The sequence below is a fragment of the Caballeronia sp. M1242 genome (assembly GCF_017220215.1).
In the GTDB taxonomy this organism is placed as follows: domain Bacteria; phylum Pseudomonadota; class Gammaproteobacteria; order Burkholderiales; family Burkholderiaceae; genus Caballeronia.
Window position 1 is genome coordinate 1,154,051 of sequence record NZ_CP071130.1, and the last position, 18,622, is coordinate 1,172,672.

At 63.9% G+C, this 18,622-nt stretch carries 17 protein-coding genes; 4 read left to right on the forward strand and 13 right to left on the reverse strand.

The annotated features are described in order from the left end of the window. Positions 1 to 317: 317 nt before the first annotated feature. The 6 genes from JYK05_RS18765 to JYK05_RS18790 are packed head-to-tail and all read right to left on the reverse strand — an operon-like array spanning position 318 to position 6,830. Positions 318 to 2,231 (reverse strand): response regulator, encoded by a 1,914-nt coding sequence (locus JYK05_RS18765; protein WP_206468806.1) that lies wholly within the window; start codon positions 2,229 to 2,231, stop codon positions 318 to 320. Beyond that, positions 2,228 to 3,982, reverse strand: coding sequence for an ATP-binding protein (locus tag JYK05_RS18770; RefSeq protein ID WP_206468807.1), 1,755 nt, complete (start codon positions 3,980 to 3,982; stop codon positions 2,228 to 2,230). The genes JYK05_RS18765 and JYK05_RS18770 overlap by 4 nt, the downstream gene beginning before the upstream one ends. Continuing rightward, positions 3,982 to 5,052, reverse strand: coding sequence for an ATP-binding SpoIIE family protein phosphatase (locus JYK05_RS18775; protein ID WP_206468809.1), 1,071 nt, complete (start codon positions 5,050 to 5,052; stop codon positions 3,982 to 3,984). The genes JYK05_RS18770 and JYK05_RS18775 overlap by 1 nt, the downstream gene beginning before the upstream one ends. Then, positions 5,037 to 5,477 carry an anti-sigma regulatory factor gene (locus JYK05_RS18780; protein ID WP_175942294.1) on the reverse strand — a complete coding sequence of 147 codons (441 nt, stop codon included), beginning with the start codon at positions 5,475 to 5,477 and terminating at the stop codon, positions 5,037 to 5,039. The genes JYK05_RS18775 and JYK05_RS18780 overlap by 16 nt, the downstream gene beginning before the upstream one ends. Positions 5,478 to 5,499: 22 nt before the next feature. After that, entirely contained in the window at positions 5,500 to 5,859 is a 360-nt protein-coding gene (locus JYK05_RS18785; protein WP_175940676.1) for an STAS domain-containing protein, read from the reverse strand. A 53-nt stretch (positions 5,860 to 5,912) separates the two neighbouring features. After that, positions 5,913 to 6,830 carry an STAS domain-containing protein gene (locus JYK05_RS18790; RefSeq protein ID WP_175940677.1) on the reverse strand — a complete coding sequence of 306 codons (918 nt, stop codon included), beginning with the start codon at positions 6,828 to 6,830 and terminating at the stop codon, positions 5,913 to 5,915. Positions 6,831 to 7,225: 395 nt separating this feature from the next. Between JYK05_RS18790 and JYK05_RS18795 the strand changes: the two genes are divergently transcribed. The 3 genes from JYK05_RS18795 to JYK05_RS18805 all read left to right on the forward strand — a co-directional run bounded on the left by JYK05_RS18795 (position 7,226) and on the right by JYK05_RS18805 (position 10,208). After that, positions 7,226 to 8,605, forward strand: a complete 1,380-nt coding sequence (locus tag JYK05_RS18795) for a nucleobase:cation symporter-2 family protein (RefSeq protein ID WP_206468811.1) — start codon at positions 7,226 to 7,228, stop codon at positions 8,603 to 8,605. Positions 8,606 to 8,630: 25 nt separating this feature from the next. Next, positions 8,631 to 9,464 carry an alpha/beta hydrolase gene (locus tag JYK05_RS18800; RefSeq protein ID WP_206468813.1) on the forward strand — a complete coding sequence of 278 codons (834 nt, stop codon included), beginning with the start codon at positions 8,631 to 8,633 and terminating at the stop codon, positions 9,462 to 9,464. Between the two features lie 141 nt (positions 9,465 to 9,605). Beyond that, positions 9,606 to 10,208 (forward strand): phasin family protein, encoded by a 603-nt coding sequence (locus JYK05_RS18805; RefSeq protein ID WP_206468815.1) that lies wholly within the window; start codon positions 9,606 to 9,608, stop codon positions 10,206 to 10,208. 15 nt (positions 10,209 to 10,223) lie between these two features. On the opposite strand, the gene JYK05_RS18810 is transcribed toward JYK05_RS18805, so the two are convergent. The 7 genes from JYK05_RS18810 to JYK05_RS18840 all read right to left on the reverse strand — a co-directional run bounded on the left by JYK05_RS18810 (position 10,224) and on the right by JYK05_RS18840 (position 16,783). After that, the gene (locus JYK05_RS18810; protein WP_206468817.1) at positions 10,224 to 11,024 is read right to left on the reverse strand and encodes an exodeoxyribonuclease III; all 801 of its coding nucleotides are present in this window, start codon (positions 11,022 to 11,024) and stop codon (positions 10,224 to 10,226) included. A 181-nt stretch (positions 11,025 to 11,205) separates the two neighbouring features. Then, complete coding sequence (locus JYK05_RS18815) at positions 11,206 to 12,096, reverse strand: ABC transporter permease (RefSeq protein ID WP_206468819.1); 891 nt, start codon at positions 12,094 to 12,096, stop codon at positions 11,206 to 11,208. Further along, on the reverse strand, positions 12,093 to 12,917 hold the full coding sequence (locus JYK05_RS18820) for an ABC transporter ATP-binding protein (RefSeq protein ID WP_175940683.1): 825 nt from the start codon (positions 12,915 to 12,917) through the stop codon (positions 12,093 to 12,095). The genes JYK05_RS18815 and JYK05_RS18820 overlap by 4 nt, the downstream gene beginning before the upstream one ends. A gap of 112 nt (positions 12,918 to 13,029) precedes the next feature. Further along, entirely contained in the window at positions 13,030 to 14,049 is a 1,020-nt protein-coding gene (locus JYK05_RS18825; protein WP_175940684.1) for an ABC transporter substrate-binding protein, read from the reverse strand. A gap of 39 nt (positions 14,050 to 14,088) precedes the next feature. Then, on the reverse strand, positions 14,089 to 14,985 hold the full coding sequence (locus JYK05_RS18830) for a TauD/TfdA dioxygenase family protein (protein ID WP_371826437.1): 897 nt from the start codon (positions 14,983 to 14,985) through the stop codon (positions 14,089 to 14,091). A gap of 109 nt (positions 14,986 to 15,094) precedes the next feature. After that, a complete protein-coding gene (gene dinB, locus JYK05_RS18835) occupies positions 15,095 to 16,291 on the reverse strand; it encodes a DNA polymerase IV (protein ID WP_206468821.1) in 1,197 nt (398 codons plus the stop codon). Positions 16,292 to 16,417: 126 nt separating this feature from the next. Next, the gene (locus JYK05_RS18840) at positions 16,418 to 16,783 is read right to left on the reverse strand and encodes a hypothetical protein (RefSeq protein ID WP_206468823.1); all 366 of its coding nucleotides are present in this window, start codon (positions 16,781 to 16,783) and stop codon (positions 16,418 to 16,420) included. Between the two features lie 304 nt (positions 16,784 to 17,087). Between JYK05_RS18840 and JYK05_RS18845 the strand changes: the two genes are divergently transcribed. Next, complete coding sequence (locus tag JYK05_RS18845) at positions 17,088 to 18,602, forward strand: MFS transporter (RefSeq protein WP_241269950.1); 1,515 nt, start codon at positions 17,088 to 17,090, stop codon at positions 18,600 to 18,602. The last annotated feature ends 20 nt before the right edge of the window (positions 18,603 to 18,622 follow it).

Genomic DNA, 18,622 nt, shown 5'->3' on the forward strand with positions numbered 1-18,622 from the left:
CTGTCGTCTCGGACGATCGAAGCGATCACATATCACCACAGCTTCACCGTGTTTATATGTAGGTGTCCTTACGAATCGAAGCGGAGGTGGCTCACACGGGAAACTCCTCGACACTGCGAGCGATATGTGATGGAACACGCGTCACACAGCCGAAATACAGCCTACATCTCCGCGCCCCGCCGATGCCCAAAGCGCTCCGTTGCCCGCCACGAGGCAAAAAACGAAAGACGCGCGCCGCCCGATCCCGCAACCGTTGCCGCCACGCGCATCACAATCGCTTGAACCGGATCGCACGCCGACACCATCGCGAAGGCCGATCACCCCCCAAACCGCCCCTGCACTGCCTTCAAAATCTCCGCGAACGCCACCGGCTTCACCAGATGGTGATCGAAGCCCGCCTCCCTCGATCGCTGCCGATCATTCGCCTGCCCATAGCCCGTTACCGCGAGCATCAGCGCATCCTTCGTCGCAGGACGCGAACGCATCTCGGCCGCGAGCGTGTAGCCGTCCATTCCCGGCAGTCCGATATCGAGGAGGATGATCTGCGGCGCGAAGCTGTCGCTGATGGCGAGCGCCGTGTTCGCGTCATGCGCGGTGCGCACATCGAAGCCATCGGCTTCCAGCAACAAGGACATCGCCGTTGCCGCATCCACGCTGTCATCGACGAGCAGCACGCGCATGCCGCCGCTCACGCTCGCCGGCTCGCGCTCCACCGCACGCGGCGCGACTTCCGCTCCCTTCGCGAGCGGCAGCCACACGACGAACTCGCTGCCCTGATGCGGCCCGGCCGAATGCGCGTCGATACGTCCGCCCTGCAGTTCGACGAGCGTCTTCGCCAGCGGCAAGCCGATGCCGAGCCCGCCTTCCGAGCGTTCGAGCGACGTTTCCGACTGTACGAACAGATCGAAGATATGCGGCAGCATGTCCGCCGCGATGCCGATGCCCTTGTCGCGCACGGTGATGCGCACTTCGTCGCCGACCTGCTCCGTCTCGATAGCGACTTCGCCTTCTTCGACGCTGTACTTCGACGCGTTCGACAGCAGATTGCCGAACACCTGCGCGATCCGCACGCTGTCGCCGATGATGAAGAGCGGCGCATCCGAGAGCTTGGTCGTGAGCCGGTGACGCTTCCTGTCGAGCGCGGGCTGCGTCGTTTCGATCGCCGCTTCCACCGCCGCCGCGATATCCACCACTTCGCGCCGCAGCGTGATCTTGCCCTGCGTGATGCGCGCGACGTCGAGCAGATCGTCGACGAGACGGCTCAGGTGCCGCACCTGCCGGTCGATGATCGAACGCACCGTCGAAAAGTTCTGCGCCGAGGGCGCGCGGTCGGGGTCGAGCAGGTCCACGGCATTGCGAATCGGCGCGAGCGGATTGCGCAGCTCGTGCGCGAGCATCGCCAGGAACTCGTCCTTGCGACGGTCGGCGTCGCGTAACAGCATCTCCGCGGCCTTGCGCTCTGAGATGTCGTTGACGATGCCCGCGATACGCGCCGGCCGCCCCTGCGCATCGCGTACGAGCGACGCACGCTCGGACACCCACCGCGCTTCGCCATGCGCGCGCGGAATACGATATTCGACCTGATACGGCGCGCCGCTCCCGAGCAACTGTCGGTACGCCGCCGCGACATGCTCCCGGTCCAGCGGATGAATCTCGCCCGACCAGTGATCCGGGCCGGGTTCGGGCGTCGGCGCGCCATCGCCGGAATTCCACAGCCGCGCGTAGGCGGGGCTCACATAGAGCAGGCGATTCGCGGCAGGATCGAGCATCCAGAAGACGTCGTCGATATTCTCCGCAAGCTGGCGAAACCGCTCCTCGCTCTCGCGCAGCGCGTTTTCCGCGAGCCGCACGCGCAGCAGCGCGCGCACGTGCGCGATCAGTTCGGCAGGCTCGACCGGTTCCGTCAAATAGCTGTCCGCGCCGCCTTCCAGACCGCGAATGCGATCCATGCTATGGACCGCCGCCGCCGACGTTTGCAGCACGAGCGTTCCCGCCGTTTCCGCCGACGCCTTGATCTGCCGGCACACTTCGAGGCCGTTGATATCGGGCAGCTTCACGTCGAGCAGCACGAGATCCGGCGATTCCGCGCGCACGCGCTCCAGCGCGGCGGTGCCGGTTCCCGCCTCGATCACGTTGAATCCGGCACGCGACAGAATGCGCGTCTTTGCGTAGCGCGCGCCGTCGTTGTCGTCGACGTTGAGGATCAGCACCTCGGTCCAGTCGCTTTTCATGTCGCCAACCCTTCCCCGCGACGCAAGGCCTCCATCGCCTTCGACACCATGTCCAGCACGCCGGCCAGTTCTCCGCCGGAGATCGGCTTCTGGATGAATGCCGCCGCGCCGAGCGCCTCTGCCTCGTTGCGATCCTCGGCCTCGCCGAGCACCACGACCGGCACATTGCGCGTCGCTGCCTGCGCGCGCAATGCGGCGAGCCAGATCCACGCTTCTGACGCCGCGGGCCGCACCGCGAGCAGCAGCGCGGCGGGTGGCGTGCGCGCGAGCGCGCGGCTCGCTTCGTCGAGCGTCGCGGCGCTCACCGTGCGATACGGCGAAGCCTTGAGCGCGGCCTCGCAGTCGAGCCGCTCGATTGGATTGCTCGCGACGACGAGCACCATCGGACGCGCGTCGCCGTGCGCGGCTTGCATGCTGTCCGGCGCGCCGTATTCGGCCGGTATCGTCGCAATGAACGTGGAGCCGCGTCCGAGTTCGCTCTCGAGCGAGACATCGCCGCCGAGCAGCTTGCAGAGCTTTCTGCACAGCGGCAGGCCGAGTCCCGTGCCCTTCACGTATTGCTGGAGCCGGTTCTCGACCTGTCCGAATTCTTCGAAGACGACGTGCTGGTGCTCGGGCGCGATGCCGATGCCCGTGTCCTTCACCGCGAACGTGATGAGGCGCCGCACTTCGTCATAACTCGCCGACACGCGCACCTCGCCCCGCTCGGTGAACTTGAGCGCGTTCGACACGAAGTTGCGCAGCACCTGCGCGACCTTGGCTTCGTCGGTGCGAATGGGCGGAAGCCCTTCGCACGATTCGAAGACGAGTTCGACCGCGCCGCCCGGCGTGAGCGGGCGCAGCATGCCGCGCAGCGCCGAAAAAAGCGTGTCGACCTCGAATTCCGTGGCGCGCACTTCGATCTTTCCGGCTTCGATCTTCGCGAGGTCGAGCAGATCGTCGACCGTTTCGGAGAGATCTTCCGCCGCCTTGCGGATGAAGCGCACCTGCTTTTCCTGCTCCTCCGTCAGATCGCCGTCGATACGTTCGAGCAGCAGCTTGGACAGCGCGCGAATCGACGAAAGCGGCGTGCGGAATTCATGGCTCATGTTCGACAGGAAGCGCGATTTCGACTCATCCGCGCGGCGCAGATGATCGGCGCGCGCGTCGAGTTCGGCGTACAGCGCGACGACGCCGCGATTCGTGTCTTCGAGTTCGCGCGTGAGGCGCGTGAGTTCTTCCTGGCGCTCGCGCAAGTCGGCGAGCGCGCCGATCAGCTCGCGGTTTTGACGCGCGAGTTCCGCCGTCGAATCTTCGCTGTCCTGGCGCGACAGCGTCGCCGATATGGCCTGCACCGCGCTTGCCTCGACAGGCGCGTTGTCGGGCAGCGTCTTCGCGAGCGAAATGGCCGTGCCGCCGCCAACTTCGTCGGCGATCGCGCATTGGTCCATCAGACGCTGCGCGGCGAGCAGGCCGAGCGCGGCTTGCGAGTCGTCGTTCTTCATCGCGCGAAGCCGCTCGCCCGCGCTCGCGCACGCCAGAAATCGCACGACGAAGCGCGGCGGATACGTCGCGTCGTCGACCACGAAATCCGCCCGCGCCCGCGCGCCGGCGGTGAGCACCGTGCGCGCGGCTTCGAGCACCGAGGTCGAAATGCGCGTCTGGTCCTGCGCCGAGAAGCCGAGCGCGGCGCTCGCGTCGCGCGCCTTGCGGCGAGCCGCGACAATGTCGTGCTCGCCGTCGATCTGCATCGAGTAGAGCGGAAGCGTCATCACGCGCTCCCGGCCGCGCGGGCGACGAACACGGTGACGTCGTCGCGGCCACGCGAGAAATCGCGGTACAGCACCGCCGCGACGAGCGCCGGATGCCGCGCGCTCAGGCCCGGATAGCGCGCGAGATCCCAGCGCGAACCGATTCCATCCGAATGCAGCACGACGAGCGCGTTCGGCGGATACGGCACGTCGAATTGCTGCACGCGTCGCGCCCCGTGCCCGACGATGCCGCTGTGCGACACCAGATGCCGGTGCGAATCCTCCGTCCACACGCTCGCCGCGATATTGCCGATGCCGGTGAACGCGACCTTCGCGCCGCTCGCCGACGCGGCATTTGCAAGCACCGGCATGCGCGCGATGCCGACCGCCGCTCCGCGCGTCGGGCGCAAGGCTTCGTTCGCAAGCTCCATGATGCGTTCGAGCGGCGCGTCGCCGTGGCAGCCGAGCACGCGCGCCGCTTCGACCGCCGCGACGTTCGCGAGCGGCCCGTGACCCAGGCCGTCCGCGACGAGCACGGTAAAGCCGTTCTCGCCCGCGCTACAGGACCACGCGTCGCCGCAGACGGTCTCGCTCGGAAGCGGCAGGTTCACGACGCCGTAGGTGACGCGCGCCGCACCGATGGACCCGGCGGCAGGCGCGGCCGCGCGGTTCCAGCAGACGACGCGCATCACCGTGCCTTGCTGCGGCCTGCTCCAGATATCGAGCTCGCCAGACAGACGCCGGATCGCGCCCATGCCGTTGCCGGGACTGCCCGCCGTCGTGTAGCCGTCCTCGAAGCAGCGGTAAAGATCGTGGATGCCGGGGCCGCTATCGACGGACAGAATCTCGATGCCGTAACGGTCGCCCGCATCCAGCAGCGGACGCACGAGCAGCTCGCCGCTGCCCGCATGTTTGAGAAGATTGGTGCCGCATTCGGTGACGACAATCGCGAGCTCGCCCGCGACTGTCTCGTTGAAACCGAGCCCGCGCGCCAGTTCGCCGATCGAGCGTCGGGCGAAGGCGATCTGGCTCGCCTCCGCGATCTCGTGGCGCTGTTGCGCGGCCATCGATTCCTTCAGAACGGTTTCCATTTCGTGATCGAGACGTGCGTACCTTCACCCGGCGCAGAGCGGATATCGAACTCGTCGCACAGGCGTTTGGCGCCGCCGAGACCTAGTCCCAGCCCGCTGCCGGACGTGTAGCCGTCCGAGAGCGCGCGGGCGATGTCGGGAATGCCGGGCCCGTTGTCGACGAATTCGAGTTTGAGGCCACGGCGGCCATTGCGCTCGACGATCGTGCAATGCACGTCGCCGCCGCCACCGTAGATGAGCGTGTTGCGTGCCAGTTCGCTCGCCGCCGTCACGAACTTGGTCTGATCGATGAGCGACAAGCCCTGCGCCACCGCCTTCTCGCGCACGAACTGGCGCAGCCGCACGATCTGCTCGTCCGAGCGGATCGGCAGCGTCTCGGCCGGTGAAGAGGCAGCGCGCGCTGCCGAGGAATCGAAGGTGATCATGGAATGGTTCGCTTGGCGGCCGTCAGACCGCGCCGCCCCCGGTAAGCAGCGCCATGCCTTTTTCCACATTGAGCGCCGTGCGCACGCCCGAGAGCGTGAGCCCGAGTTCCACGAGCGTGATCGCGACTGACGGCTGCATGCCGACGACGACCGTCTCTGCATCCAGCACCCGCGCCATCGCCGCCGTGTTGCCGATCATCCTGCCGATGAACGAATCCACCACGTCGAGCGACGAAATGTCGATCAGCACGCCCTTCGCGCCGTCTTTCACGATGCGGCTCGTCAGATCGTCCTGCAGCGCGAGCGCCAGGCGGTCGTGCATGTCCACTTGAATGGTGACGAGCAGCAGCTTGCCCATCGTGAGAATTGGAATGCGATCCATCGCTTGGTGCCCTGTTCAGTCGCGTTGCATGCGGTTGTCGATCTCGCGCGCCGTCATTCCGGCAGCGACGAATCGTGCAAGCCGCCCGCGCCGTTGCGCGTGGCGTTGTCTTGCGCGCCCGCCGCCGTCACGGACTTGCCGGTGCGCTGCAGCGCGACGATGAACGCCGCCGCGAGCGACGCCTTCGTCGTCACGTTCGACAGGTTCACGCCCAGATGCACGATGGTCTGCGCGATCTGCGGACGAATGCCGCTGATGATGCAGTCCGCGCCCATGAGCCGCGCCGCCGCGACCGTCTTGAGCAGGTGCTGCGCGACGAGCGTGTCGACGGTCGGCACGCCCGTGATGTCGATGATCGCGATGGCCGCGCCGGTTTCCACGATCTTCTGCAGCAGGTTCTCCATCACGACTTGCGTGCGCGCCGAGTCCAGCGTGCCGATGAGCGGCAGCGCGAGAATGCCGTCCCACAGTTGCACGACGGGCGTCGACAATTCGAGCAGTTCCTGCTGCTGGCGCACGATCACTTGCTCACGGCTCGCCTGAAACACTTCGGTGGTGTAGAGGCCGAGTTCGTCGAAGAGCGAGCTGACGGTCCACGTGAGATCCGCGAGCGCGGCGGGATCGGTCGCGAGTTGCTGACGCAGACGCGCGACGAGCGGTTGCTTCAGCGAGAAAACGAACATCGCGGTTTCGACCGGCGAAAAGCCCTGGCGGGCGCGCTGCCCCGACATATCCGCGAGAAACGCGCGTACTTCCTGCCAGTGCGACGCCTTGAAATCGACGCGATCCGACGCAGCGAGCGCGCCCAGCAGCAACGAGATGAACTGCCCGAACTGATTGCGCAACTCGGCTTCCCCGACGAGTCCGCGCCGCGACGCGATGGCATGCTGCTGCGTGATCCACTCGGCGAGCAATTCCGCCTGGTTCGAAGTAAAGAGTTGGGCGAGTCGCGTTCCGCCGACCATTTCCATGCCGAGATCCCTGTGCGAATGATGGTTTTTTTGGGCGCCAAAGCCCCGGATGTCGCCGATATTTGCGTTGAAAGCATCGGGCCGCGTATGCCGCGCCCGCCCCCGCGCAACGCAAAGGCGCTCGGAATGTAGCACGCCATCTTGAAAATCGACAGTGCGCGCGGCCTTGATTTTCAAGCCTTAACGCGATTCCTGCGAAGAATCGTCGTGGAAATTTGGGGATCGGGAAAATGTGCCGGGCGTTCGATAGCGGCTGGACAAAAGACGGTCATATGTCCCTGCCGCGCTTCGAAGAACGTGCGATGCCGCTTATAGCGGCGCGATTATTTTTTTGCGCGTCAGCGGGTGCAATACTCGCTCGCACATCACGCGATTACCCGCCGCCCGGAGCGCACATGGCCCAAACCCATCATCCCGTCGACGAAGTGCTGCCCCTCGGACAGATGCTCGCCGTCGGCATACAGCACGTGCTCGTCATGTATGCGGGCGCCATTGCCGTGCCGCTCATCATCGGCGCGGCGCTCAAGCTGCCGAAGGATCAAGTCGCGTTTCTGATCAGTTCGGACCTCTTCGCATGCGGCGTCGTCACGCTGATTCAGTGCATCGGCATCTGGAAGTTCGGCATCCGGCTGCCCGTCATCATGGGCGTCAGCTTTGCGCCGGTCGGGCCGATGGTCGCGATGGCTTCGTCGGGCGCGGGACTGCCCGCCATTTTCGGCGCGACCATCGCGGCGGGCGTGTTCGCCATCGTCATCGCGCCGTTCTTCGGGCGGCTGATGCGGTTCTTCCCGCCTATCGTGACCGGCACGATCATCCTGACCATCGGCATGACGCTATTTCCCGTCGCGATCAACTGGGCAGGCGGCGGACATGGCGCGCCGCATTTCGGCGAGCCGAAGAACCTGATGATCGCAAGCATCGTGCTGCTCGCCATTCTGCTCATCAACAAGTATCTGAAGGGCTTTGTCGCCAACATCTCGGTGCTGCTCGGCATGGCGATCGGCTTTCTCGTCGCGTTGCCGATGGGCCTCGTGAACTTCTCGGGCGTCGGGCGTGCCGCGTGGTTCGCGCCGGTGCGGCCGTTCGCGTTCGGCTTGCCGACCTTCGACATCGCGGCGATTGCGTCCTTGTGCCTCGTGATGATCGTCATCATGGTCGAATCGCTCGGCATGTTCCTCGCGCTCGGCGATCTCGCGATGCGCCCCGTCACGCGCGCCGATGCCACGCGCGGCCTTCGCACGGACGGACTCGGCACTGTGATCGGCGGCGTGTTCAACACGTTTCCGCATTCGTCGTTTTCGCAGAATATCGGGCTCGTCGGCATTACCGGCGTGAAAAGCCGCTGGGTCGTCGCGGTATCGGGCGTTATCCTGATGCTGCTCGGGCTATTGCCGAAGCTCTCCAATCTGATTGCGTCGATACCGGTCGTCGTATTGGGCGGCGCGGGCATCGCGATGTTCGGCATGGTCGCGGCCACCGGCGTCAAGATCCTCAGCAAAGTGGATTATGAAAACAAGAACAACCTGCTCATCATTGCCATCAGTCTCGGCGTCGGCGTCATCCCGCTCGCGGCGCCGACGTTCTTCGCGCAGATGCCCGCGTGGGCCGGCCCGCTCACGCATAGCGGCATCACGCTTGCCGCGATCTTCGCGATCTGTTTGAACGCGCTGTTCAATCGCAGACAATCTGCGGACACCGTGCAGCGCGACATTGCAGCCGACATGCCGCTGAGTCTGCGGCAAAGCGATGAAGCCCGCATGCGCCCGCGCGAATGACAAACCAATTGCATTGCAGCGACTCATGATCGAAGCACTATGCGTTCTACTGGCGGCCGTTGCTTTGGCGTATCTCTTCGCGCTCGCCGCGCTGTATTGGCTGCAAGGGCGGCTCGTGTATCCGTTGGAACAAATTCAGGCTTTCGTCGATGCGACGCTCGAAGAGGGCACCGAAGTGATCACGCTGCAAACGCAAGACGGCCTCGCGCTGAAGGCGCGTTATCGCGCGCCGCCCGACGCCCACGCGCCGACGGTGCTGCTTTTTCACGGCAACGGAGAAGACCTGACGCAACGCGCGCACATTGCGCTCGAGATGATCGAAGCCGGCTACGGCGTGCTGCTGGCCGAATACCGCGGCTATGGCGGCAATCCCGGCAAGCCGCACGAGGCCGGGCTTTATGCCGACGCGCGCGCCGCTTACGCCTACGCTCGCGCGCGTTCCCCATCTATCGTGCTGCACGGCTATTCGCTGGGATCGGGCGTAGCCGTCCAACTCGCGAGCGAAGCGAGCGTGACCGCGCTCATACTGGAAGCGCCTTTCACCAGCATCGTGGATGTGGCGGCCGCGCGCTTTCGCTTCTTTCCGGTCCGGGCGCTCGCACGCGACCGCTATGACAACCTCTCGAAGATCTCTTCAATACGCGCGCCTATCCTCATCTACGGCGGAACGCGGGACTTCGTGGTGCCGCCTGTTCACTTTCAGCGTCTTTTCGAAGCAGCGCGCGGCGACAAACATCTGGCGATGATCGAAGACGCCGACCATCTCGATGCATGGCGCAACGGCGGGCGCACACACGTCATGCAGTTTCTGGCCTCTCTGAGCGCGCGCGAACGGCAGAAAACCTCCGACGCAACGTGACCGGTCGTGCTTGAAAAAATCGGGCCTCGGACGGGAACCGGCTAGCATGGGCTTCGTCAGAATCAACTCAAAGGCGCGGCTGTCCCGCCCCGCATTTCGTTATTTACCGATTGATATTCGGCTTAAGGAAAGGAGCGGTCAATGTTTCAGTATCCCGGTCTCATCGCTTATCAAATGCCGTCGATCGCAAGCGCCAATCTTCAGGCGTTTCTCAACGCGAGCGAGCGGTTCGCGAACGGCCTGCATGCGCTGACAGAACTGAATGTTCAGACGGTGCGCACGGTCATCGAGGAAAGCACTTCACTGCTGCGCACTGGCGACGAGACGAGCCCCGGCGAAGTGTTGAGCTGGCAGTCGGTGATGCTCGCGCAGTTGCCGCAGAAGGCGGCTTCGTATGGACAGCATGTGCTGTCGATCATCACGTCGACCGAAGCGGACATTCTCGGCGAAGTGCGCAGTCAGTATGAGCGCAACGGCATCACGCTGAAGGGCCTGTTCGATAGCGGCGCGCAAGCTGCGCAGGAGACGACGGAATCGACGAGCCTCATCGTGACCAATCTCGCCGAAACAACGAGCGATGCAGCGGCGAACACGAGCGGCGTAATCCTCGATGCAAGCGGCGAGATCGCAAACGAAGCGGCCAGCGAGTCCGTCGACGAAACCAAGCAACTGGTTCTGCCCGCGGAAGAAGCGCAGAGCGCGCCGGTGAAGCCGCCGCGTTCGTCGTCGCGTCGTCAAGGCTAACTACCCGAGGCGGTCTTACTCGGCCGCCTTCTTCTTCGCACGCGGCTCCTTCAACACGACCCACGCGGGCGCATGGTCGCTCGCGTGCGGCTCGCCGCGCACCCACGTATCGACGCCCGCATCCTGAAGCCGTGGCGCGAGATCCTTGCTGAGCAAGATGTGATCGATGCGCAGCCCCGAGTTCGTCTGCCAGTGCTGGCGGAAATAATCCCAGAAGGTATAGATGCGCTCATCGGGGTGCTTCTTGCGCAGCGCATCCGTCCAGCCCTGCGCGAGCAGCTTCGCGAAAGCCGCGCGGCTTTCCGGCTGAAGCAACGCATCCTTGAGCCATGAGCGCGTGTTGTAGATGTCTTCGTCGGTCGGCACGACGTTATAGTCGCCCGCCAGTACCACCGGATGTCCGCTGTCGAAAAGCGTCTTGGCGTGCGCGTTGAAGCGCTCCATCCATGCGAGCTTGTAGTCGAACTTCGGGCCCGGCTGCGGGTTGCCGTTGGGAAGATAAAGACAGCCGATCAGGATGCCATGCACCGCCGCTTCGATATAGCGGCTGTGCGTGTCGTCTTCGTTGCCGGGCAAGCCGCGACGGCTCAGAACCGGCTCGGCGTCTCTCGCCAGTATCGCCACGCCGTTCCACGATGCCTGTCCGTGCCACACCGCGCCATAACCGGCAGCCTGTATGGCGGAAATGGGGAACTGCGCGTCGGTCGCCTTGAGTTCCTGCAAGCAGACGACATCCGGCGCTTCGCGTTCGAGCCAAGCGAGCAAGGCGTCGAGACGCGAGCGTATGCCGTTGATGTTGAAGGTCGCGATTTTCATCCAGCGGTCTCCATCGGTCATGGCGTCATATCGCCGTCGATCGTACACGCATCGCACGATGCGTGCCGCCACGGTTGACCTTGGAGGATTGGAAGAAAATCAAGTCGATTCGGGCATTCGCAAGTTCTTCTCGATGCCCGAGTCTTCAGTGTGTGCCGCGCCGCATTCAGCCCATTGCAATCTACGACTGAACGCCCCAGCGCCGCACGGTCACGCGTTCGATGGTATCGAAGACGAGATGTTCGACCGCCAACCCGATCACGATGACCGCTGCCAGCCCGGCGAACACGCGGTCCGTATAGAGTTCGTTGCGGTTCTGGAAGATGTACCAGCCCAGTCCGCCCCTGCCCGAACTCGCGCCGAACACGAGTTCCGCTGCGATCAAGGTGCGCCACGCGAACGCCCAGCCCACTCGCAAGCCGGCGAGAATGGACGGCAACGCGGCGGGCACGAGAATCAGCACGACGTGCCGCAGGCCCGTAAGCCCGTAATTGCGGCCGGTCATTCGCAAGGTCGACGGAACGGCCTGGAATCCCGCGTACGTGTTGAGCGCGAGCGCCCACAGCACCGAGTGCACGAGCACGAAAAGAAGACTGCCGGTGCCGAGCCCGAACCACAACAACGCGAGCGGCAGCAACGCAATGGAGGGCAAGGGATTGAACATGGCGGTGAGCATCGAAAGAATGTCACGGCCGATGCGGGTCGATACCGCCAACGATGTCAACACGAACGCGAGCGCCGCGCCGAGCAGATAACCGCGCAGCAGCACGGACAGGGAGATCGCGGTCTTGGCGATCAACTCACCGGAAACAATGCCCTGCGCAAACGCAACGCACGTCGCGCTGAAGGTCGGCAAGAGCAGGTCGTTATCGACCACGCGCGCGACGCATTCCCATAACGCCATGAGCACGAGCGCGATCAGCAACTTACGCAGCCACGCGCGGTCGAAAAGACGCGTCGAAAGCGGCAAGGTCGCGTCGCGCTGCGTCACATCGGCTGCGGGCGAAAGTGTCGACGGATGCCGTTCGAACTCGGGCCGCACCGGCGGTTCGATCAAATGCGGCGTGCTCATTGCGCGATCTCCTCTTCGAACAACAGACGATGGATACGCGCGACGCTCTGTTGAAAGTCGCCTCGGCCCACGCTCTCCTGCGAATACTGATGACTGTTCAATTCGGCGCGCACGCGGCCAGGATGCGGTGTCAACAGCAGAATCCGGTTACCGACGATCAGCGCCTCTTCAATGGAGTGCGTCACGAACAACAACGTGAAGCGTTCATCGCTCCACAGCCGCAGCAGTTCTTCCTGCATGCGGCGGCGCGTGAGCGCATCGAGCGCGGCGAACGGCTCGTCCATGAGAAGCACGCGCGGTTGCATCGCAAGCGCTCGCGCAATCGCGACACGCTGCTTCATTCCGCCGGACAGCGTATGCGGATAAGCGTCGGCCACATGCGCAAGGCCGACCTTGTCGAGATAGTGAAGCGCCCGTTCACGGGCTTCTGCGCGGCCCAGCTTGCGCGCGACACGCAACGGAAAAGCCACGTTTTGCAGGACCGTCTTCCAGGGCGGAAGCTGGTCGAACTCCTGGAACACGACAATGCGGTCCACGCCCGGTCCGCGCACGCGCTCGCCGTCGATTTCGATGCTGCCCGCCACCGGCTGAATGAACCCGGCCACTGCCTTCAGCAAGGTGGACTTGCCGCAACCCGACGGTCCCAGCAGCACGAAGCGGTCGGCGCCATAGACGTCGAAACTCACGTCATGCGTCGCGCGCACGAGACGCTCCGGGGTGCGGTATTCCAGCGAGACATTACGCGCGCTCAACAGCTTGGTGGTCGATAGAACGGCCTTGTTGCTCTCGACCGGATACAGCACATGAGGATTGGCAGCCATGATCGCAGTGCAAAAACGCAAACCATCAAGATACCGGCGCGCGTTTCGGAGCCTAACCAATGAATGCGCATATTAAATGCACGATCGCGGATAAGGCGCTCGCTCGAATCGATCAACTTCCGTCGCGCGTGGCGGGGTCGGAAAAGAAGTAGTCTTGCCACGACTTCGGTTCATTCTTGATGACGCCCACGCGATGCATGAACTGCGCGAGCGCGAAGGTGTTCTGTGGCGCGATCTTGAACTGCACCGAAGGGTCCGTGATGATCTTGACGAGCAAGGCGCGGTCAATCTTGGCCTGATTCACGCGCAGATAGATGTCCGCTGCTTCGTTCGGATGCTGCGTCACGAAGCGCGCGGCATCGGCTAAACCATCGACGAAGGCGCGATACGTCTTGGGATTCGCGTTGCGGAACTTCTCGGTCGCATAGAGCACCGTCGCGGAACTGGGTCCGCCGAGGACGTCGTAGGAACTGAGAACGATGTGCGCCTTCGGGTTGCCCGCCAACTCCTGCTGCTGAAACGGCGGGTTGCCGAAATGCGCGTTTATTTCCGTGCCGCCCGCGATGATCGCGGCGGCTGCATCCGGGTGCGGCACCGCTTGCGTCAGCTTGTCGAGGCGATCGAACTCTTTGTCGCCCCACTGCTTCGCGGCGGCATATTGCAGAATGCGCGACTGCACCGACACGCCCACGGCAGGCAACGCAATACGGTCCTTGTCCGTGAAATCGGCGATGGTCTTCACGCGCGGATCATTCGATACGAGGTAATAAGGCAGATTGCCGAGCGAAGCGACGCCCTTTACGTTCTGGCGCCCGTGCGTGCGGTCCCAGATGGTCAAGAGCGGACCGACGCCTGCCGCTGCAATATCCACGGACCCGGACAGCAGCGCGTCGTTGATGCTCGCGCCGCCGGAGAGCTTCGCCCAATCCACCTTGATATCGATGCCCTGCTTCTTGCCTTCCTGCTCGATAAACTTCTGGTCGCGCGCCACGTTCAGGAGCAAATAGACGACGCCATATTGCTCCGCAATGCGCAGCGTGCCTTCCGCGAAGGCGCTGCAAGTGCCACCGAGCGAAAGCGCCAACGCGCAGACAAAGGCGCGCAACGCGCCCTTCCCTTTTCGAGAATGCATCGAAAAACCCCGTGTTTGTAGGACTATTTGTGGTTCGGCTCAGAAAGGCGCATCGCCTTCGATGGTGGTCCGATACAGCTTGCGGCGCTGATCGTCCGGCGTGCCCGCGGCCAGATGCATGACCGAGCGGTTGTCCCAGAACACCATGTCATGGTCGCGCCAAACATGCCGATAGACGAATTCGGGTCGCACGCTGTGCGCGAAGATTTCGTCGAGCAATGCGCGGCTTTCATCTTCCGGCATATCGACGATGCGCGTGGTGAAGTGCTCGCTCACGAAGAGCGCCTGACGCCCCGTCTCCGGATGCGTGCGCACGATCGGATGCACGACCGGCTTCACTTGCGCGATCTGCTCGGGCGTCAGATTCGGACGCCACGGACTGCGCTTTTGCAGCTCCGCATATTTCGCGAGATAGGTGTGCTCCGCGAAGCGCCCCTCGACCGCGTTCTTCAGATGCGCGGGCAACGTCTCCCACGCGAGATGCTGATTCGCAAACAGCGTGTCGCCGCCTGTCGATGGGAGCTCTTGCGCATGAAGCATCGAGCCGAGGCTCGGCTTCTCTTTGTATGAGAGATCCGAATGCCAGAAGTGGCCGGCGTCGCCGAGTCCAATAGGCTTGCCGTTCTCGATGATGTTCGACACCACGAGCACTTCGGGATAGCCGGCCAGTCCGAACTGGTGCAAGACGTGAATCTGCAATGGACCGAACCGCTTGCTGAAGGCGACCTGCTGCGCGGGCGTGATGCGCTGTTCGCGGAACACGAGCACGTGATAGTCGAGGTGAGCGCGATGAATGCGCGCGAAATCCTCAGCGGACAAGGGCTGCGACAGGTCGAGCCCGATGACCTCTGCGCCCAGCGGGCCGTCGAACGGACGAATGACGATATGTTGCTCGACGGCCTCGGCAGCGTCGTGAGTCGGCGAAAGAATGGTCACGGTGTAGTGAAAAGCGGCGGACAGACGAATAATCTACGCCCGGCGCGCTCGCGCGGCAACGAACGATGCGCGATTTGATTATCTGGCGTGATGCTAAGACCGGGAGAGGTCAGTCTTCGATCGCATCGAAAGGCAATTCGACCTGTACCGGCGCGACGGAAACGCCGGCTTCGTCAGCGGACTCGAGCGCGCTCACGCGCACGCCGAGCAGTCGCAGTCTTTTGTCGAGCACGATTCGTTTGAGGCACTCGGTGGCTGCGCGACGAATCTCGGAGGCGTCGGCCGTGGCGACCGGAATGGTCAGGTCGCGCGTGACGGTGCGAAAGTCGTCGAAACGCAGCTTGATGCCGACGGTGCGCCCCACGTAACCTTTGCGCGCGAGATCGTCCGCCACGCGCTTGCACAGGCCCGTGAATTCCGCCGAGAGCGTGGCGCGGTCGTGTTTGGGATGCAGGTCGCGCTCGAACGTGGTCTCGCGGCTCATGGACTTGGGCGTGGAACTCACGACGACAGGCCGCTCGTCCTGCCCTTGCGCGATCCGCGCGAGCCATGCCGCATAGGTCGGACCGAAGTGCGATTGCAGAAGGCCGAGGTCGGCGGCCGCGATATCGCCCACGGTCACGATGCCTAGCGCTGCGAGCTTGTCATTCGCCTTGGGCCCGATGCCGTTCACCTTGCGCGCGGCCAGCGGCCAGATGCGCGTGGGCAGGTCGTTCATCGTAAGAATGGTGAGACCGTCGGGCTTGTCCAGTTCCGAGCCGATCTTCGCAAGCAGCTTGTTCGGCGCGATGCAAATGGAACACGTAAGGCCGGTCGCTTCGCGCACCGCGTCTTTCATGCGCTGACCAATGTCCGCGGAATCGCCGGGCATGTCGGTGACGTCGATATAAATCTCGTCGATGCCGCGGTTCTCGATCTGCGTGGTGAATCCGGCAATCGCCGCTTTGAAGAGGCGCGAGTAATGCCGGTAAGACTCGAAATCCGTCGGAAGAAGAATGGCGTCGGGCGCGAGCTGGGCCGCTTTCATCATGCCCATTGCGGAGAACACGCCGAACTTGCGCGCTTCGTACGTGGAGGTCGTCACCACGCCGCGGCCCGCGTAGTCGCGCAATCGCTTGAAACGGCGCGTGCCGTCCGCCAGCGTCTCGGGCGCGGCATTCCGGCCGCCTCCGACCACCACCGGCTCGCCGCGCAGTTCCGGATAGCGCAGCAGCTCGACCGACGCGAAAAACGCATCCATGTCGAGGTGCGCGATACGGCGCGGCGGCGTCTGCGAGGCGAACGAGGAAGGCAGTGAGGCGTCCATCGACGGCGAAAGGCGAGCGCAAAAGCAACAGCAAGAGCAAGAGCGCTTAGGGCCGAAGTCGAAAATGGCTTACTGTACATTCATACAGTGCTTTTCGCCAGCGGCCTTTCAGTGACGCTTCAGTGGCTACTCTGCCGCGCGCTGCTCCGCGAGCGCGCGGCGGCAGTCGTCGAAGACCTGCCGGACCACATCCGACTGGTAGTTAAGGTCTTCGCTGTCGAGAATCTCCTCGACGGCGTCGCGCGCCCAGTCGGCCTCGAGTATCGCGCAATGACGCGCGGCCAGATCGCGCGCAATGGCGGCGAGCTTCGCGACCGTCAGCCAGTCCGCGAGCCGTTCATGCCTGTCGAGCCACTTGTGCGCGGCCTGCACATGGAAAGCCGCCGCCGGCCAGTCTCCGTTCAGATAGAACGCGCCCAGACTGCCGCATGTCAGCCAGCAGAGCAATTCGACGCGGTCCCGGGCACTCAAGGTACGAGGCACATCGTTCATGGCGGCGCTCACGAAGGACGTTTCGACGAGAGGTACGTCAGCGAATACGCTGCGTTCCGTATGAATTCCGTATGAAACAAGATAGCACGGGATGGTGCGGCGCGGCAGTGGCTTGCAAGAAAGGCATCGTGTGCTGACGAACGCATGAATCGCGGCTAAGAATTCCCTGCCTCGCGACGAAGGAGCATGTCAAAGGCGGTAAGTTAGACCGCGCCAGCAGTGCGTGGCGCGCCGGGATACCATGACGAGTCGAACCGCGCGTGCCCGCCGCGGATCGCGTCCTCTTTCATCAGATCCCGACCGCATGCCCCAACACAAGCAGACCGTCCGTCCCCTCGTCATTGCCGCAGTGATGGCCTCGATGGCCATGGTGGCGATCGAAGCCACCATCGTTTCGACTGCCATGCCGCAGATCGCCACGCAGCTCGGCGGCCTCAATCTGTATAGCTGGGTCTTCTCGTCGTTCCTGCTGACGCAGACCGCGCTTACCGTCGTATTCGGCAAGCTCGCGGATCTTTACGGCCGCAAGCCCGCGATACTCGCCGGCATTGCCATCTTTCTCGTCGGGTCGATACTCGCGGGCTTCGCGTGGTCGATGCCCGCCATGATCGTCTTCCGCCTGATACAAGGCGTCGGCGCCGGGGCCATTCTGCCGGTTGCGCTGACGGTGGTCGGCGACCTTTACCCGGCACGGGAACGCGGTAAGGTGCAGGGCTACCTCGCCAGCGTATGGGCCGTGTCTGCCGTGCTCGGGCCGATGGTCGGCGGCTTGCTCATCCGGCATCTTTCGTGGAGCTGGATTTTCTGGATCAACCTGCCGATCGGCGCGCTCGCCGCGCTGCTATTCGTGCTCTTTCTGCACGAGGAGAAGCGCCACGAACGTCCGGCAATCGACCTTGCAGGCGCGTTCCTCTTCACGGCCGCCGTCGCTTCGCTGATGATGGCGCTCACCGATGTCAGCACCGCAAGCAGCGCGCGCGTCGGCGTGGAAGTCGCGATATGCATCGTGGCGAGCGTGCTCTTCGTCATGCAGGAAAAGCGCGCCGCCGATCCGATGATCTCGTTCGGCTTATGGGCGCATCGCCCGATCGCGGCGGGCAACGCCGCGACGCTGCTCGCGGGCATGGCGTTGATGGGCCTGACCACGTTCCTGCCGATGTACGTGCAGGGCGTCGTGCATCGCTCGCCGGTCGAAGCGGGCCTCACGCTCACGATGATGATGATCGGCTGGCCCAGCGGCGCCACCTTCACGTCACGCACCTTCAGCCGGATCGGGTTGCGCCGCTTACTGATCGGTGGGACCGTGTTCATTCCGCTCGGCGCGATTCCGTTCGTGCTTCTCACGCCGCAGTCGAGTCCGGTGTGGGCCGGCGTCGGCTCCGCGGTGATGGGCTTCGGCATGGGCATACTGAGCGTGTCGTGCCTGATCCTGATCCAAGAAATCGTCAAGCTGTCCGAGCGCGGGAGCGCTACTGCATCGAACCTCTTTGCCCGCAATCTCGGGAACACGCTCGGCGCGGCGGTGTTCGGCGCCGTGCAGAACTATGGACTGGGTCATGCGAGCGGCGTGCCGGCCGTTAGCGCGGATCAGTTGAAGCGCCTGTTATCGGCCGTGCCGGGCAACTTCGCAAGCAACGCGGAGATTCGCTTCGCGTTGCACCATGCGCTGCATCTGACCTTCACATCGATGTTCGTGATCGCGCTGGGCGCGGTCATTTCGATGCTGTTCATGCCCGCGGTAGACATCGGTCGGGCGCGTCCGACGGTGCAGACGCTCGGCGCGAACGATGCACCGGAACGCGTCGGCATCGACGCCTGATTTGGCGTCGATGCCTTGCA

Excerpts from the sequence above, each read along its gene's own strand:
- JYK05_RS18765 (WP_206468806.1), bottom strand. The coding sequence starts at position 2,231 with ATGAAAAGCGACTGGACCGAGGTGCTGATCCTCAACGTCGACGACAAC.
- JYK05_RS18770 (WP_206468807.1), bottom strand. The coding sequence starts at position 3,982 with ATGACGCTTCCGCTCTACTCGATGCAGATCGACGGCGAGCACGACATT.
- JYK05_RS18775 (WP_206468809.1), bottom strand. The coding sequence starts at position 5,052 with ATGGAAACCGTTCTGAAGGAATCGATGGCCGCGCAACAGCGCCACGAG.
- JYK05_RS18780 (WP_175942294.1), bottom strand. The coding sequence starts at position 5,477 with ATGATCACCTTCGATTCCTCGGCAGCGCGCGCTGCCTCTTCACCGGCC.
- JYK05_RS18785 (WP_175940676.1), bottom strand. The coding sequence starts at position 5,859 with ATGGATCGCATTCCAATTCTCACGATGGGCAAGCTGCTGCTCGTCACC.
- JYK05_RS18790 (WP_175940677.1), bottom strand. The coding sequence starts at position 6,830 with ATGGAAATGGTCGGCGGAACGCGACTCGCCCAACTCTTTACTTCGAAC.
- JYK05_RS18795 (WP_206468811.1), top strand. The coding sequence starts at position 7,226 with ATGGCCCAAACCCATCATCCCGTCGACGAAGTGCTGCCCCTCGGACAG.
- JYK05_RS18800 (WP_206468813.1), top strand. The coding sequence starts at position 8,631 with ATGATCGAAGCACTATGCGTTCTACTGGCGGCCGTTGCTTTGGCGTAT.
- JYK05_RS18805 (WP_206468815.1), top strand. The coding sequence starts at position 9,606 with ATGTTTCAGTATCCCGGTCTCATCGCTTATCAAATGCCGTCGATCGCA.
- JYK05_RS18810 (WP_206468817.1), bottom strand. The coding sequence starts at position 11,024 with ATGAAAATCGCGACCTTCAACATCAACGGCATACGCTCGCGTCTCGAC.
- JYK05_RS18815 (WP_206468819.1), bottom strand. The coding sequence starts at position 12,096 with ATGAGCACGCCGCATTTGATCGAACCGCCGGTGCGGCCCGAGTTCGAA.
- JYK05_RS18820 (WP_175940683.1), bottom strand. The coding sequence starts at position 12,917 with ATGGCTGCCAATCCTCATGTGCTGTATCCGGTCGAGAGCAACAAGGCC.
- JYK05_RS18825 (WP_175940684.1), bottom strand. The coding sequence starts at position 14,049 with ATGCATTCTCGAAAAGGGAAGGGCGCGTTGCGCGCCTTTGTCTGCGCG.
- dinB (WP_206468821.1), bottom strand. The coding sequence starts at position 16,291 with ATGGACGCCTCACTGCCTTCCTCGTTCGCCTCGCAGACGCCGCCGCGC.
- JYK05_RS18840 (WP_206468823.1), bottom strand. The coding sequence starts at position 16,783 with ATGAACGATGTGCCTCGTACCTTGAGTGCCCGGGACCGCGTCGAATTG.
- JYK05_RS18845 (WP_241269950.1), top strand. The coding sequence starts at position 17,088 with ATGCCCCAACACAAGCAGACCGTCCGTCCCCTCGTCATTGCCGCAGTG.